Genomic DNA, 14,165 nt, shown 5'->3' on the forward strand with positions numbered 1-14,165 from the left:
CGGCCCAGGTCACAGCAGCGACCGCAGTGAAACGGATGAATCCGCGAGCCGCGCTTCGTCCATGATTGCACCTGCCGAAATCAAACGCCTGCATGCGCCGATCTCGCGTCCCGCATTGACGGCAATCGCCGCCCTCATACGCGCCGTGTCGTCCAGCGCCATGACACAGAACGAACCGGTGACAGCGTCCCCACGGGTGACGAGACGATGCTGCGGCTCAACGATGCCCAGCGTCTGCACATTGCAGTCGAACTGATCTGACCAGAGCCACGGCAACTCCGCGTATACCGCGCGACCGCCTAGCATGTTTTCCGCCGCGACGACGGGTTGGTTCTCCGCCACCTGCCAGGACTCGATCCTGACACTGCGGCCAAGCAGCGGATTGGCGTGCATCGTCACTTCGCCTGCCGCGAAGACCGCAGGGTCGCTGGTACGGCACTGTTCATCGACCACAACGCCGTTGCGGACCTCAAGCCCGCAGGCTTGCGCGAGTTCGACGTTCGGCATGACGCCGATTCCGACTACGACGACATCCGCACTGACGGCGCCCGCATCGCTCTGGATGGATGCACATCCGTTCTCGTAGGCGATTGCAGCCGGCATCGTGCCGAGACGCAATTCGACGCCGTTTCGCTCGTGCAAAGCTGCAATGTGTTGCGCCACGCTCTGCGGCAGCGCGCGTTGCAGCAGCGCCGGCGCAGGCTCGATCACCGTCGCCCTGCAGCCCGCCTGGGTCGCGGCGGCGGCCACTTCGAGCCCGATAAAGCCACCGCCCAAGATAGCAACACGCTTGCCCGGCGACAGAACGGCGCGCAACGCCCGCGCATCGGCGAGCGTGCGGACATAGTGCAGTTGCACGCGTTCATCCACTGGGCCGCTGAAGCGGCGCACACGCGAGCCCGTTGCGAGCAGCAGCCTGTCATAGCCGACAGTGCTGCCATCGCGCAGCCGCACACATGCCCGCGTCCGGTCGATTTCGACGACGGCCGACGACAGGCGCAAATCGATCCGCTGCGCCGCATACCAGTCGTGCTGCCGGATGAAAGCCTTCCGCTCGCCTGCTTCGGAGGTCAGCGCGTCTTTCGACAATACCGGGCGGTCATACGGCGCATGCGGCTCGTCGCCGAACATGACGATGTCCACGTCCGCGTTCAGTGCGCGCAGCGTCTCCGCCGCGCGCCGCGCCGCATGCCCCGCACCCACGATCACGTGCCGTTCATTCGACATTGACTTCCACCCTCGCCTCGACGATACGGATCGGGAATGCGCGCACCGCCTCCGTGATGGGCGCGCAACGCGGCGCACCCGTGCGGATGTCGATCAGCCCCTGATGCAGCGGACATTCGACGCAGCCGTCTTCCACGTACCCTTCCGAGAGCCGCGCGTGTCCGTGCGTGCAGAGATCGTTCAACGCAAACACTTCGTCGCCGATACGAAACACCGCAATCTGCCGATCGCCTGCGATCACGGCCGCGGGCTCGCCTTCGGCAAAGTCGTCGAGCGTGCCAATCGCCTGCCAGTTGTCAATCTTCGCTTCCATGTCCGCTCCTCAGATCGGCGTTGCGAGCAGCGTCTGCACGCGCGACGTGTCGTATACCACCCGCTTGCTTCGGTAGCGCAGCCCGTCTGCCGTCCGCACGACGCGGTCGTAGTACTTGCCCGCCTGATACACGTTCGACTCGCCGTTCGCCAGCGTCTGCACCACGACATAGCTGCTTTCCGTTTCGATCACGTCGTCCTGGTCACTCGTGATCGTCAGGCCCGATGTCATGTGCCGGTAGGTGTGTTCTTCGAAAATATTGGCGTGACGCAGCGACACGACGCGATCGCGCAGCATCTTCTGGTTCGTGCAATGAATGATGCCGACGGGCAAGCCCATATCCGCGTTTTCTTTCGGCACGATCTCGTACAGGCAGTCTTCCGTAAAGAGCGTCGGCCACGCTTCGAGCCTGTCGTTGTCGAGATTGCTGATGTACTGGTTTTGCAGCATGTTCAACTCGAACCAAAGCTTCATCTGATCCATTTGCATGTCCTTTTTCTCAATAGCCCATCAGCTTCTGATATCCGACCCAGAACCGTCGAATCAGGCTTTCCGTGATCACCGTGTCCTGCTGGTCCGGATTGCTGCGCGACATCTCGATCACCGACGTCGCGTCCGCGTCGCGCACCGTGCCTCGCTGCACGAGTTCGGTCGCTTCCGTGTCTTCCATCGAGATATAGCCCGCTGGTCCGACGAGGTTCGCCTGCTTGATGCGAAGCGCGCGAAGTTCCGGCGTGTCGTCGGCATAGCCGAAGAAATGGAAGATCAGCTCGAAGTTGTTCGGACCTTTTGCCAGCAGCTGGCGCGCGACCAGCGTGTTGTGGATCTGCTGGATCACCAGTTGAGGAAAGATCGGCTGGATATGGTTGGTGGTGTCTTCCTCATATTCGGAAACGAGCCCGAGGATCGAATCGTCTTCCAGCGCGAAGCCTTCATCGAACGAGCGGATCTGTTGCTGCTTGTAGGCCGCCGATGTGTCCTCGCCCGTCTTCGTCACCGTAATGATGCTGTGCAGGCCGTGCGTCGCATCGGGAATCGATCGCGCCTTCATGCCGACACGGAAAATGTTGAAGGTCGTATGGAACAGATGCAGCATGCTCGCGTGATACGGGTCCTTCACGTTCTCGAGATACAGCTTCCAGTTGGACTTCGAGTATTGCCGTGTGCAGCCGAGATACTCGATCGGCTTGTGAAAGATGCGATCGATCCAGGGCCGCATTTCCGCGCCGAGATAGTCGGGCAGCGGTGCGACTGCGTCGCTGAAACTCGCGAAGACGAGGCCGCGATAGCTGTCCACGCGCAGCTTGCGCAGGCTGTGCTGCTTGGGGTCGAAGTCGGGCGGCATGCCCGTCATGCCCTTCTGTCCGCGGCGGAACGGCACGCCCAGAAGATTGCCGCTGTTGTCGAAGCTCCACTGGTGATATACGCACGTGTGCGACGTCGCGTTGCCGCGCGCCTTGCGGCACACGGATGCGCCTCGATGCGCGCAGCGGTTGACCCATGCCGACAGCGAACCATCCTCGGTGCGCGTGACGACCACGGGCGTATCGCCGACAAACGTGCTCTTGAAATCGCCCGGGTTCGGAATCTCCGCTTCGAGCGCAACGAAATTCCACGTCGGGCCGCGAAAGATACGCTCCTGCTCGCGCTCGTACACCGCTTGCGAGCTGAACACCTTGTAGGGCACGCGCGAGCCGTCGTCGCGCGGGAACTGCACCATGTCCGTGTCCTGCGTGTTTCTGAAGCTGACAGGCGTCTCGACCATTTCCATGCTATTTTCTCCGCATTGTGGGGGCCCGTTGCAGCAACGAAAAATCGCTGCTGCATGGTGAGAACATTTTTGGAGGCGGAAAATGCAGGGTCTATCCGTTTCTGGCCGAACACAGCCCGGATATCCGTTTCAGGCCGTTTTATGAACCGGGCAGTGTTCAATCCCCGCGCGAGCGCGCTGGAATAATCATGAGATCCGCTCTTCGACTCCCCGCATTGCGACGCCACCGGCTCTTCGAATCGGTCGACCTCGACGAGACGCGCGAACTGATTTCACGCGTCATGCAGCCGCATTCGCTGTTTCCGCGCGGCCACACGCACGGCCGTTCTCACATGGACTTCGTGCGGGTGGGACGGCTCGGCATCGGCACGATTCAATTCGGCGGTGCGATCCAGGTGGATGTCGAAGCCGTCGACGGATACTTCCTGATGATGTTTTGCGTCACCGGCAGTGCGGAGGTCCACACGGCTGGCAGGAAGATCGTCGTGGACGACCAGCACGCCGTGATTCGCGCACCCGGCGAGCCGTTCAGTGCGCTGCTGTCGCCCGATTGCGAACAGCTGGTGATGCGGATCGACGCGGCGGCGCTGAATGGCGACAGTGCTTCCCTCTTCGACGCGGGCGCTGCCGTATCACTCGAAAGCGGCCCGATGCGTGCATGGAAAGAACAGTTGAAACTGGTCGCCAGTTCGCCTGATCTGCTGAACGTGGCCGCTCAGAATCCCGCTGTGGGCGCGCATGTCGAATCGCTGCTGGTCGGCCTGTTGTGCAGTCACGATACGGGCCACGGGACATCCCCGCCATCGACCATCGCGCCGTTGTTCGTTCGCCGCGCCGAAGAGTTCATGGCCGCCAACCTCGCCGCGCCGATGCAGTTGCCGGACATCGCCCGCGCCGCGGGCGTGCCCGTGAGAACGCTGACCGAGGGGTTCTTGCGGTTTCGCAACGTCAGCCCGATCAGCCTGATGCGGCAGATGCGGCTCGACCGCGCGCGTCAGGCCATTCGGGAAAGCACGCCTGATGTGCGGGTCGCGACTATCGCGCTGGATTCCGGCTTCACCCATTTCGGCCGGTTCGCTCAGGCATACCGTGAGCGGTTTGGCGAACTTCCATCGGAAACAGCGCGGCGCGAATTGCTGCGTTGACGGGTGGACAGCCCGCATCGCCCCTGTTCCGCGACGCATCCGTCGGCGAGATTCGTCTGACCGAAAACCGACGCGATGCTTTGCGTCTTTCGCGGTGCGTCGGCATACCCCTTTCAGGCCTGCGAGTTCCCCACGCGGAACATCGTGTTGCTCAAAGCGGCCTTCGTTAATCATCTTTTCGCACGATCATAGATGTCGTTACCGTTTCCCGCGAACGCGGGTCCGACACACAAAACGAGGAGACATCCATGCAAGCAGTCGCCCCAACGACAACAGCGCGAGAGAGTGAAACAGGTGTGAGCAGAATGCGTTGGGCCGTGTTGTTCTTCGCCTGGGCGGGCCTCATGTTGAGCACGGTCTGCCGTCTCGCATGGGGAACCCTGGCCCTTTCCGCCGGCGAATCGCTCGGACTACCGATTGCAGCGCTCGGTGTGTTCGTCACGGCGTTCTATGCAGGATATGTGCTGTCGAATATCTTTGGCGGCCTCGCGACCGACCGCATTGGCGGCCGCGCGACGTTATCGATGTCGTTGCTCGGTCTCGCCGTCGCAACCTTCTGCTTTGGATTCACGCCTTCGCTAGGCGTCGGACTCGCCTTGCAATGCCTGATGGGGCTCACCGCAGGGGCCGATTACGCAGCGGGCGTCAAACTCGTATCGACCTGGTTCCCGAGAAGCGAACGTGGGCGCTCCATTGGACTGCTGATGAGCGCTTCATCGATCGCGGTTATCGTCATGAACTCCGTCCTGCCCGGACTCGTCGCGAAACTGGGCTGGCGCGACACCTATCACGCGCTCGGCGTATGCGCGTTGGTCCTTGCAGCCGTGACTGTCGTGTTCGTGCGGAATCGGGCCGGGCAAGCACCGCAGGACATCTCGCGCAAGCCGCGCATACGAACGCTGTTCACACGCAATTTTCTGCTGCTCGCGCTTGCCGGATGCGGCGCGTTCTGGGGCACGCTCGGTTTTGCGTCGTGGGCAATCGCGCTGATGGTGAAAGGACATCATGTGTCCGCTGTGCAGGCAGGGTTCATCGTCGCCATTGCAGGTGCGGCGGGCCTCGTCAGCAAACCTTCCGTCGGCTGGCTTTCCGACCGGCTGGGTGGACGGCGCAAAACGCTGACCGTCGCCTCGCTTCTGTTTTTCTCCGTCGCGTTGCTCGTGTTCGGACAGCTTTCGCGTGTCGATGCATTCACGCTCGCCGCCCCCTTCATCGGCGTCGGCGCGTTCGTCTATAGCCCCTTGCTCGTCACGCTGGTGGCCGAGCAGAGCGGGATCGAGCAGTCGGGGTCTGCTGCGGGTATCGCCAACGCGATCTGGCAGTCTGGCTCGGCCATGTCGCCTGCGCTCGTGGGCATCGTGTTTCAGGCCAGCCACTCCTTTCCGATGGCATTCGCTACCCTGGCATTCGGCCCGCTGCTCGGCACAGTCTGCATGTTGTTCGTGAAAGAACAAGCCAACGTTTAAGCGCTCGCAATCATGTATTAGAGGAGAAAAGCAATGCAACACGTGACCCACACTTTCGACACACCGTGGCGCTCGCATCAGATCGAAGGATCGCGCGGCTATGAATTCATCTTCAACATACTCGGGACGGAGTACACCGATGCCTACAACATCGATATCGCAAAGGTAGCACCGGGAGGATATTCCCCATTGCATATCGATCAGGACAATCACGCGTTCTATATCCTCGACGGAGAAGGCGAGATCGACATAGCCGACAAGCGCTATGCAGTAAAGGCGGGCTCAGTTGTACGGATTCCGCGCGGCGTGGTACACGCAATCCGCAATGCCGGTGACGGCTGGTTGATGCTGCTCAGCATTTACGACCCGCCGCGTATCCGTCAGCAGAAGATCGCGGACGCAGCCTGAGAGAGAAGCGATCGCGTGCGCGTGAGCGCACGCTGATCGAGCCGGCGTGCGCGGCCCTGGCGCTTCTAGAAGTAGTGACGTATGCCGATTGCGGCGACGCCTTGCGCGCTGCTCGAACTGAAGGACATGCCAAACAGTTGCGCAGGATAGTGCCCGCTCGCGTGCTGGAAGACGTAAGTCGCGTAGATGTCCGTCGCCTTGCTGAACCGGTAATCGTAAATCACGCCATACGTGCTGCGGGTGCTCGCATAGAAGACGTTCTTCGGTCCGTTGTTCTTGTCCAGAAACGTGTATTCCACGCCGACAACCTGAAACGGCGTAATGTTGTATCGAACGCCCACGTCATAGATGTTGGCGACATCACCCGTTAGCGTCCAGCGCGAATTCGTGTAGAGCGCGTTCAGGATGAACCCACCGAGCGTCACCGTCCCGCCCACGCCAAGCGTCCTCAACGTGCCCGGCGTCAGATTGTCCTTGCGCGTCGTATAGACCGCACCCATCAGCGACGACTTCGTCGTCCATGTCGCGCCATAGCTCTGCGTGCTGTTCGGCGAGCCGATTCCGGGCGCGTCGCCGAATCCATACATCGCGCCGAAGTGAAGCGATTCGACAGGTGCCCACGTCGCCTTGACGGAATTGTCGACTTCCCCGCCGCCGATTCTGTCCAGCGACGGATTGCTGCCGTTATTGCCGAAGAAGTTCGCATTGATGGCGGGGTGAAACTCGAGTGACGTGCCGTACCACGAGTTCGCGGTGGTCTGCAGATAGTCGAGCATGAAGTCGGTTTGCCGGCCAGCCAGGACCTGCACGACGTCGTTGGTCATGCCGACATACGCGTATCGGCCGAAGATACGCTGTGCGTTCGCCGAGCTCTGGCCCAGCGCGCCGTTGTTCGGTGAAAAGCCGCCTTCGAGCCTGAATATCGCCTTGAGTCCGCCGCCCAGATCTTCACGTCCCTGAACACCCCACCGGTTGCCACGCATCATGCTGCTGGCCTCCTGCACGCTGTGATGTCCGCCCTGATTCGACGTGTACTGGATGCCGATGTCGATAATGCCGTAGAGCGTCACCGAGCTCTGCGCCTGTGCCCCTGTCGCGATCGTCGCAGCAGCAACTGCTATGGCGGAATAAACCGTCCTCCTCATCCTTCCCCCTGTGTTCATGGTCGTGAGAATCGCGGAACATCTGGCCGGCCGTTGGCAAGTCTAGATGGGCGTCGACCGACGGGAACTCCGCGGAACGGCTAAAAAGTGCATGGCCATTAATTGACGCACAAGGCGCAGGGGCGGAACACGGTTTCCTCAAACTGGTCATCCGGGTTTTCACGATGCGCGCGGCGCAGCGCCGTTATCGTGCTCGCAGGATAGCGGCGCATCAAACGCAGGTCCTCAGACGAAATGCCCGAACGCGCCGAAAAGAAAGCCGGACATGAAGAGTGGCGAAATGTGTGTCCCGCCAGGTTGAAACGCTAGTGGTTGAAGCGATTGAAACGTTCCGCAAGGAAGTCGATGAACGAGCGGACCTTGGGTGTCAGCGTCCGGTGCCGTGGAAACACGGCGTGGATGTCACGCTGCCCTCTCTCCCAATCGGGCATCACGTGCATGAATCTGCCCTCGGCGAGGTCTTCGCGGCACAGATAGTCCGGCAGCCATGCGAGACCCGATCCCGCGAGCAGGACCGTGCGAATCGTGCTGGTGTCGTTGGCGAAAAAGCGCGGACAGACGGGAATGCTGACGAGTTCATCGCCGCGCCGCAGCGGCCATTCGGACGGGCCGTCAGCGATATCGAGCAGAACATGCGATGACAGATCGGCGGGAGACTGTGGCGTTCCGTGCTTGCGCAGATAGGCGGGCGTCGACACCAGCATCAGCCGCGCGCACCCCAATTTTCTTGCAATCAGGCGCGAATCTTCGAGCACTCCCGTGCGGATCACGACGTCGACCTCGTCGGCCAGTGGCGCGATTCGATTGCTGGTCAGTGCGAGAGAGACCTGCACCTCGGGATAAGCGGCAAGGTAATCAGGAATGAGCGGCGCGATCATGAACTGGCCCGGCGTAACGGGCGAGCTGACTCGCAGCAGGCCGCGTGGCGTGAGCCTGATCTGTCCGACTTTCTCCTCCGCGTCCTCGACCTCGCTCAATATCTTTCTGGCCGACTCCGCGAACGACAGTCCCGTCTCCGTCAGCTCTAGCTTGCGATTCGATCGGATGACGAGCGCGACGCCCAGATGCTCTTCGAGTCGCGCAAGCGAGCGGCTTACCGACGATTTCGGCATATCCAGCACACGCGACACAGCACTGAAGCTCGTCAACTCGGAGAGCTTGGAAAACACGCGGATATCGAGCAGTTCGATCATAGGTCTGCAGATGCCAGTCCATCGAAGCCGATCCCGCCGCGCATACCCACCCATGTACACGTCGGCAAACGGCCTCCCACTTTGTTGTCATCGACTTGTAACGGCAGAATCCGGGCCTGTCAAACGGGGATTTCCTGCATGCCGGCGCGCGGCACTTCCGCTGACATGCGGGCGGACAGTCGAATCTCGCGTTCCCGCCGCGGAACATCGCGTTTCAATCGCGCATCTTGAACTCCTTCCGCTCCGATGTAACGATGGTTGCCAATCCGCGTACGTCGATACGCGTTCCCCATTTCATATCGCAGAGGTGAGCGTTGAAGATCGATCCCGAAGAGTTCCGCAAAGGACTGCGAGCGTTTACGACGGGCGTCACGGTGGTGTCGATGCCGGACGGCAAAGGCGGCATGCATGGGATGACGGCAAGCTCGTTCGCCGCGGTATCAGTGAGTCCGCAACTGGTGGCCGTCAGCATCGCGAAGACGGCAAAATCCCACGCGCTCCTTTCCGGCGATAGCTGCTACGCGATCAACATCCTGGGCGAGCATCAAGGCTTTCACGGTCACTATTTTGCCAACCGGATGGAAGAGCGCTGGGACCCGCCGCACGAATGGATTGACGGCACACCGATCCTGACGGGCACGATGGGCTGGTTCCTGTGCCGCCGCTGGGCTGCATACGAAGGCGGCGACCATACGATTCTGGTTGGAGAGGCGTTGAAGATCCATCGGACGGACGATCGCCCTCTCGTCTGCAATCGCGGCATGTTCTACTCGCTCGGGGAGCCCGTCGAACCTGGCAAACCCGAGCCGCAAAGCACCCGTTCGTCGCGCCATCTGCATGCGGAAAACGCAACGTCATCCGATTGAGGAAGAGGTTTGATTCATGAAAAACAGGATAGAAATCGTTGACGACGGTCCGATGAAATTGACGGGCGAGTTCGAACTGCGCGATGACACAGGTGAAGTCGTGCGGGCACGTAAAGTCTATACGCTGTGCCGTTGCGGACTGTCTGCGCGTCTGCCGTTCTGCGATGCATCGCATGAGGCCGCGGGGTTCTCAAGTTGTCCGAGGGCACCGCAAGGCACGGCGAGTGCCGACGACGCGTCGACGCGGTCGGCATAACATTCACTCATCCATCGAGCACGCCATGTCAATCGTCAAAGGTCACATCATGGAAGGCGGTCCGCTTCATCTGGTCGGCGATTTTGAAATCGTCGATGCAGCGGGCAATCGCTTTCCTCATAGCGGCATCTTCAGTCTCTGCCGGTGCGGTCATTCGGAAAGCAAGCCCTATTGCGACGGCAATCATCGCGCTCGACGCTGGACGGGTTGTCACGCAAGCCCAGCCGCCGAACCAACGCACAACGACGCCACGTCAATACAAAAGTGATGCACCGCCAGGCACTCGCTCGGAGCGCCTGGCATCATCGAACACGCGCGAAGCGCAGCACACGCATTGCGCGTCACCGCGTCTCACTCAGCCCTGCTTCACGCAAGCCGCAAAGCCAACCGATACAACCCCTCGCCAACCCCCGATACGAGCCGCGTAACATTGCTGTCCTTCAACTGTCCATCCGTTGCGAACGCTTCGTGCGCCATGCCCAACGCGAACGATTGAGGAATGACGAGCATGCCGAGCTTGTCGAGAACGGCACGCATGCCCGACTGCGAACGCAACCCGCCAAGCTGTCCCGGCGACGCCGACACGAGCGCCGCCGCTTTGCCCGCCAGTAGCGAGACACCACTCGACCCGTCGCCGCGTGGCCGGCTGATCCAGTCGACCGCGTTCTTCAATAGCGCCGTATAGCCGCCGTTGTACTCCGGCGTCGCGATCAGGAGCGCCTGGTGCGCTTCAACCAGCGCCTGGAGCTTTCGCGCGCCATTGGGCAAACCACGTTCGACTTCGAAATCGCCGTCATAGATCGGCAAGTCGAAATCGGCGAGCCGGGCCTGTGTCACTTCGGCGCCCGCATCGCGCGCGCCTTGCGCGGCGATGTCGAGCAGTTTCTGATTCAGCGAATCGCGGCGCGAACTGCCGTTGATCGCAAGGACTTTGACAACCATGAACACTCCAGATGCGTGAAAAGAGCACTTCGATTCAGCGAGCAGGCGGCATGCGATATTCAATGTCCCCGCCCGGCAGGAAATACATCATCAGCGCCCGGCCAGTGACGGTCGGAAAATGCTCGCTCAACGGTGGAAAAACGCGCCAGCCTGCGCCGTGTCCGCAAAACTGCGCACCTTCTTCGAGCGGGATGATCATGTTGATTTCACCGGTCGTATGGCAGTGGTACTGGCCTTTCACATCGCGCAGCAAGCCGCTCTCGACGCTCATATTCGAGGTTTCCTGCGACGGTTCCGCGATGCGGCCGCGGCGATAGTCGCCGCCCTCGATTTCCACGTAAGCGACCCAGCCTTCCTCGACACCGAGCTTCAACAACTTCACCAGCCGCCCGTAAGCTTCAGTGCCATCGCCATACTTGCTGTTCAGGTGCGCTTCGAGCGCTGCATCTAGCGGCATGACGCGAATGTCATCGCACAAGCCGCGCAGCAATTCAATCAGTTCCGCCTTGTGAGGTCCCGAAGGCAACATGTCTCTCTCCGTTGTTTGAAATAATCACGCGACTGTCTGCGCCGCAGTCAGACCGAAAAACCGCGCGGCATTTTCGCCGAGCATGCGATGCTTCGCCCGCTCGCTCAGCCCAGGATGGCTTTCGATGAGACGGCCAATGCGCTTTTCGCCAAGCGGGTAAGGATAATCCGAACCAAGCAGCACGCGCTCTTCGCCCATCACATCCACCAGCAGTTGCAACGCGCGTGGATCGAACACGGCGCAATCCACCGAAAACCGGTCGACATACGAAGAAGGCAGCTGCGGACAGTCCTCACGCACGATATCCCGTTCGCGCCACGCGTTGTCGACGCGGCCCAGCAGGAACGCGAAGCTGCCGCCGCCATGTGCGAAGCACAGCTTCAACGAACGCGGGATATGCTCGAACGCGCCCGACAAAATCAGCGAGAGAATGCTCAACTGTGTTTCCGCCGGCATCGCGACCAGCCACGGCAGCATCCATTTCTTCATGCGGCCGTCCGTCATCATGTCCCACGGATGCACGAGCACGGGAATGCCTTCATTCGCGCAATGCGTCAGGAACCGAACGAGGCCTTCGTCGTCGAGATCCTTCGGGCCCACGTGATTGCCGATCTGCACGCCGCGATGTCCAGCGGCGACGGCCCGCGACGCCTCCGCACAAGCCAGATCGATATCCTGCAGCGGCACCTGTGCCAGCGCCGCGAGCCGCTGCGGTGCAACGGCGCACATCTCGAGCGCGTGATCGTTCATCCGTTGTGCCCGTTGCAGCGCGACCTTCGCGTCGTAGCGGTAGCCGAACATCACGGGCGTCGCGCACATCAGCTGTACGTCGATACCCAGCGCGTCCATTTCATCGATGCGCCGCGCGGGGTCCCACAACGCGCGCGTCACCGGCCGGAACGCGCGCTCGCCCGTCATGATGATGCCCGTCTCGCCGTCTGCATCGACGGCGAGCCACGGCGCATCCGCTTCGCCGACACGTGCGGCCTCTTCACGCGAGATGCGCGGGAAGAAGTGTGTATGCATGTCGATTCGCAATGTCATAGCGATTGCCCTGTTTCGTTATGCGACGCGACGCGGCGCGTCGTGAATTCAGCCTGGCCGATTCCGCTCACCGCGCATTGCACGTGCAGACCCGGCGTCAACGGTTGGGCCGCCGTTGCGGCACCCGCCATGATCAGCGAGCCGGCGGCCAACACGACTTCGGCACTTGCCGCGACGCGCGATGCCTGCACGATCGAGCGCATCGGGTCGCCGAGTATCGCGGCCGTCGTTCCCACCTTCACGTCCCGGCCATCGAAGCGCATGATGACGCCCGCATTGCGCAGACTGTCGAATCGATTCGACCAGCGCCCTGTGACGAGGCCCGCGCTGGAGCAGTTGTCCGCAATCACGTCTTCGAGCGTGAAGCGGAACGCCTCGTAGCGCGAGTCGATGATTTCCATGGCGGGCGCGACGGCTTCCAGATACGACTGCGCCTCCAGCGCGGTAAGCGGCCGGTCGATGTCGCGCTTCGTCAGGAAACACACCTCAGGTTCGACGCGCGGATGAATGAAGCGCCGCAGATCGACAGGTGCGCCCTCTTCTTCGAGCATCGCATCCGTCAACCAGCCCCAGATCAGACTATCGACGCCCATCTGGATCATCTTCGCCCGGCTCGTGAAGCCCAGCTTGATGCCGATGATCCGCTCGCCGCGCGACTTGCGCAGTTCGATCGACGCGCGCTGGATGCGATACGCGTCATCGACTGAAAACGGTTCGTTCGCGCTGATCTGTTCAATCGCGCTGCCATGCCGGGCTGCGTCGTCGAGACGTCGTGCCGCTGCGTCGAGATTCATCGCGCCGCCTCCACTTCACGCTCCGTGCGCTTCCGCAGATCGAGCGCGACGTCGACGATCATGTCCTCCTGTCCGCCCACCATGCGCCGCCGCCCCAGCTCCACCATGATGTCGAACGCGGATAGACCATACTTCTGCGCAGCCGCTTCCGTATGGCGCAGAAAGCTCGAGTAGACGCCCGCATAGCCCAGCGCCAGCGTTTCGCGATCCACGCGCACGGGCCGCTCCTGCAGCGGGCGCACGATGTCATCCGCTGCATCGATCAGCTTCTTCACGTCGCACCCGTGATTCCACTGCATCCGGTCGACGGCGGCGATGAACACTTCGAGCGGCGCGTTACCCGCGCCCGCGCCCATGCCGGTGAGGCTCGCGTCGATGCGGTCGCAGCCTTCTTCCAGCGCGACGATCGAATTCGCCACGCCCAAGCTCAGATTGTGGTGCGCGTGCATGCCCGTTTGCGTCGTGTCGTCCAGCACATCCTTGAACGCACGGAAGCGCGCACGAATGTCATGCATGTTCATCGCGCCGCCCGAGTCGACGACGTAGATGCACGTCACGCCGTAACGCTCCATCTTCTTCGCTTCGGCGGCGAGGTTCTCCGGCGACGTCATATGGCTCATCATCAGAAAGCCGACGGTATCCATGCCGAGTTCGCGTGCGTATTCGATATGCTGCTTCGCGATGTCCGCCTCAGTGCAATGCGTCGCGATGCGCACCACGCGCGCGCCCGCATCGTAGGCCGCGCGCAGATCATGCACGGTGCCGATGCCGGGCAACAGCAGCGTCGCGACTTTCGCACGCTCGACTGTCTGCGCCACAGCCTCGATCCATTCGATATCGGTATGCGCGCCAAAACCATAGTTGAAACTGGAGCCCGAGAGGCCATCACCGTGCGCCACTTCGATGCTGTCGACGCCGGCATCGTCGAGCGCTCGCGCAATCACGACCGCCTGGTCGATCGAATAGCGATGGCGAATGGCATGCATGCCGTCGCGCAACGTCACGTCGGAGACGTAGATTTTTTTCGTGTCGAGATTCGTCATGTCGT

General features: G+C 61.5%; 17 protein-coding genes. 6 read left to right on the plus strand and 11 right to left on the minus strand.

Going from position 1 to position 14,165, the window contains the following annotated elements:
• Window positions 1–9: 9 nt before the first annotated feature.
• The 4 genes from andAa to andAc are packed head-to-tail and all read right to left on the minus strand — an operon-like array spanning window position 10 to window position 3,311.
• Window positions 10–1,227 (minus strand): anthranilate 1,2-dioxygenase system ferredoxin--NAD(+) reductase, encoded by a 1,218-nt coding sequence (gene andAa, locus C2L65_RS38775; RefSeq protein WP_042305422.1) that lies wholly within the window; start codon window positions 1,225–1,227, stop codon window positions 10–12.
• Window positions 1,217–1,540: an anthranilate 1,2-dioxygenase ferredoxin subunit AndAb gene (andAb, locus tag C2L65_RS38780; protein WP_042305421.1), complete on the minus strand. Its 324-nt coding sequence runs from the start codon at window positions 1,538–1,540 to the stop codon at window positions 1,217–1,219. The genes andAa and andAb overlap by 11 nt, the downstream gene beginning before the upstream one ends.
• 9 nt (window positions 1,541–1,549) lie before the next feature.
• Entirely contained in the window at window positions 1,550–2,023 is a 474-nt protein-coding gene (andAd, locus tag C2L65_RS38785; protein ID WP_007740378.1) for an anthranilate 1,2-dioxygenase small subunit AndAd, read from the minus strand.
• A 16-nt stretch (window positions 2,024–2,039) separates the two neighbouring features.
• Window positions 2,040–3,311: an anthranilate 1,2-dioxygenase large subunit AndAc gene (gene andAc / locus C2L65_RS38790; RefSeq protein ID WP_042305420.1), complete on the minus strand. Its 1,272-nt coding sequence runs from the start codon at window positions 3,309–3,311 to the stop codon at window positions 2,040–2,042.
• A gap of 188 nt (window positions 3,312–3,499) precedes the next feature.
• On the opposite strand from andAc, the gene andR reads away from it, so the two are divergent.
• The 3 genes from andR to C2L65_RS38805 all read left to right on the plus strand — a co-directional run bounded on the left by andR (window position 3,500) and on the right by C2L65_RS38805 (window position 6,330).
• Complete coding sequence (gene andR, locus C2L65_RS38795) at window positions 3,500–4,456, plus strand: anthranilate 1,2-dioxygenase regulatory protein AndR (protein ID WP_042305419.1); 957 nt, start codon at window positions 3,500–3,502, stop codon at window positions 4,454–4,456.
• Between the two features lie 344 nt (window positions 4,457–4,800).
• Window positions 4,801–5,922, plus strand: a complete 1,122-nt coding sequence (locus C2L65_RS38800; RefSeq protein WP_158660426.1) for an MFS transporter — start codon at window positions 4,801–4,803, stop codon at window positions 5,920–5,922.
• Window positions 5,923–5,955: 33 nt separating this feature from the next.
• A complete protein-coding gene (locus C2L65_RS38805) occupies window positions 5,956–6,330 on the plus strand; it encodes a cupin domain-containing protein (RefSeq protein ID WP_052426807.1) in 375 nt (124 codons plus the stop codon).
• 65 nt (window positions 6,331–6,395) lie between these two features.
• Here the strand turns inward: C2L65_RS38805 and C2L65_RS38810 are convergent, their stop codons facing one another.
• On the minus strand, window positions 6,396–7,475 hold the full coding sequence (locus C2L65_RS38810) for a porin (protein WP_158660427.1): 1,080 nt from the start codon (window positions 7,473–7,475) through the stop codon (window positions 6,396–6,398).
• A 323-nt stretch (window positions 7,476–7,798) separates the two neighbouring features.
• A complete protein-coding gene (locus C2L65_RS38815) occupies window positions 7,799–8,686 on the minus strand; it encodes a LysR family transcriptional regulator (protein ID WP_042305416.1) in 888 nt (295 codons plus the stop codon).
• Window positions 8,687–9,000: 314 nt separating this feature from the next.
• Here C2L65_RS38815 and C2L65_RS38820 point away from each other — a divergent pair, with 314 nt between their 5' ends.
• The 3 genes from C2L65_RS38820 to C2L65_RS38830 are packed head-to-tail and all read left to right on the plus strand — an operon-like array spanning window position 9,001 to window position 10,076.
• Complete coding sequence (locus C2L65_RS38820; protein WP_052426806.1) at window positions 9,001–9,552, plus strand: flavin reductase family protein; 552 nt, start codon at window positions 9,001–9,003, stop codon at window positions 9,550–9,552.
• A 52-nt stretch (window positions 9,553–9,604) separates the two neighbouring features.
• On the plus strand, window positions 9,605–9,808 hold the full coding sequence (locus C2L65_RS47375) for a CDGSH iron-sulfur domain-containing protein (protein WP_052426805.1): 204 nt from the start codon (window positions 9,605–9,607) through the stop codon (window positions 9,806–9,808).
• A gap of 25 nt (window positions 9,809–9,833) precedes the next feature.
• The gene (locus C2L65_RS38830) at window positions 9,834–10,076 is read left to right on the plus strand and encodes a CDGSH iron-sulfur domain-containing protein (protein ID WP_081920784.1); all 243 of its coding nucleotides are present in this window, start codon (window positions 9,834–9,836) and stop codon (window positions 10,074–10,076) included.
• A 98-nt stretch (window positions 10,077–10,174) separates the two neighbouring features.
• Here the strand turns inward: C2L65_RS38830 and C2L65_RS38835 are convergent, their stop codons facing one another.
• Genes C2L65_RS38835 through dmpG form a run of 5 tightly spaced genes read right to left on the minus strand, consistent with a single transcriptional unit; the run spans window position 10,175 to window position 14,160 of the window.
• Window positions 10,175–10,750 carry an NADPH-dependent FMN reductase gene (locus tag C2L65_RS38835; RefSeq protein WP_042305414.1) on the minus strand — a complete coding sequence of 192 codons (576 nt, stop codon included), beginning with the start codon at window positions 10,748–10,750 and terminating at the stop codon, window positions 10,175–10,177.
• A 34-nt stretch (window positions 10,751–10,784) separates the two neighbouring features.
• Window positions 10,785–11,279 carry a 4-hydroxylaminobenzoate lyase gene (locus C2L65_RS38840; RefSeq protein ID WP_042305413.1) on the minus strand — a complete coding sequence of 165 codons (495 nt, stop codon included), beginning with the start codon at window positions 11,277–11,279 and terminating at the stop codon, window positions 10,785–10,787.
• A gap of 24 nt (window positions 11,280–11,303) precedes the next feature.
• Window positions 11,304–12,323: an amidohydrolase family protein gene (locus C2L65_RS38845; protein ID WP_042305412.1), complete on the minus strand. Its 1,020-nt coding sequence runs from the start codon at window positions 12,321–12,323 to the stop codon at window positions 11,304–11,306.
• The gene (locus C2L65_RS38850) at window positions 12,320–13,117 is read right to left on the minus strand and encodes a 2-keto-4-pentenoate hydratase (protein ID WP_042305411.1); all 798 of its coding nucleotides are present in this window, start codon (window positions 13,115–13,117) and stop codon (window positions 12,320–12,322) included. The genes C2L65_RS38845 and C2L65_RS38850 overlap by 4 nt, the downstream gene beginning before the upstream one ends.
• Window positions 13,114–14,160 (minus strand): 4-hydroxy-2-oxovalerate aldolase, encoded by a 1,047-nt coding sequence (dmpG, locus tag C2L65_RS38855; RefSeq protein WP_042305410.1) that lies wholly within the window; start codon window positions 14,158–14,160, stop codon window positions 13,114–13,116. Before dmpG ends, C2L65_RS38850 begins: the two co-directional genes overlap by 4 nt.
• Window positions 14,161–14,165: the final 5 nt, after the last annotated feature.

This window comes from Paraburkholderia terrae, assembly GCF_002902925.1.
GTDB lineage: Bacteria > Pseudomonadota > Gammaproteobacteria > Burkholderiales > Burkholderiaceae > Paraburkholderia > Paraburkholderia terrae.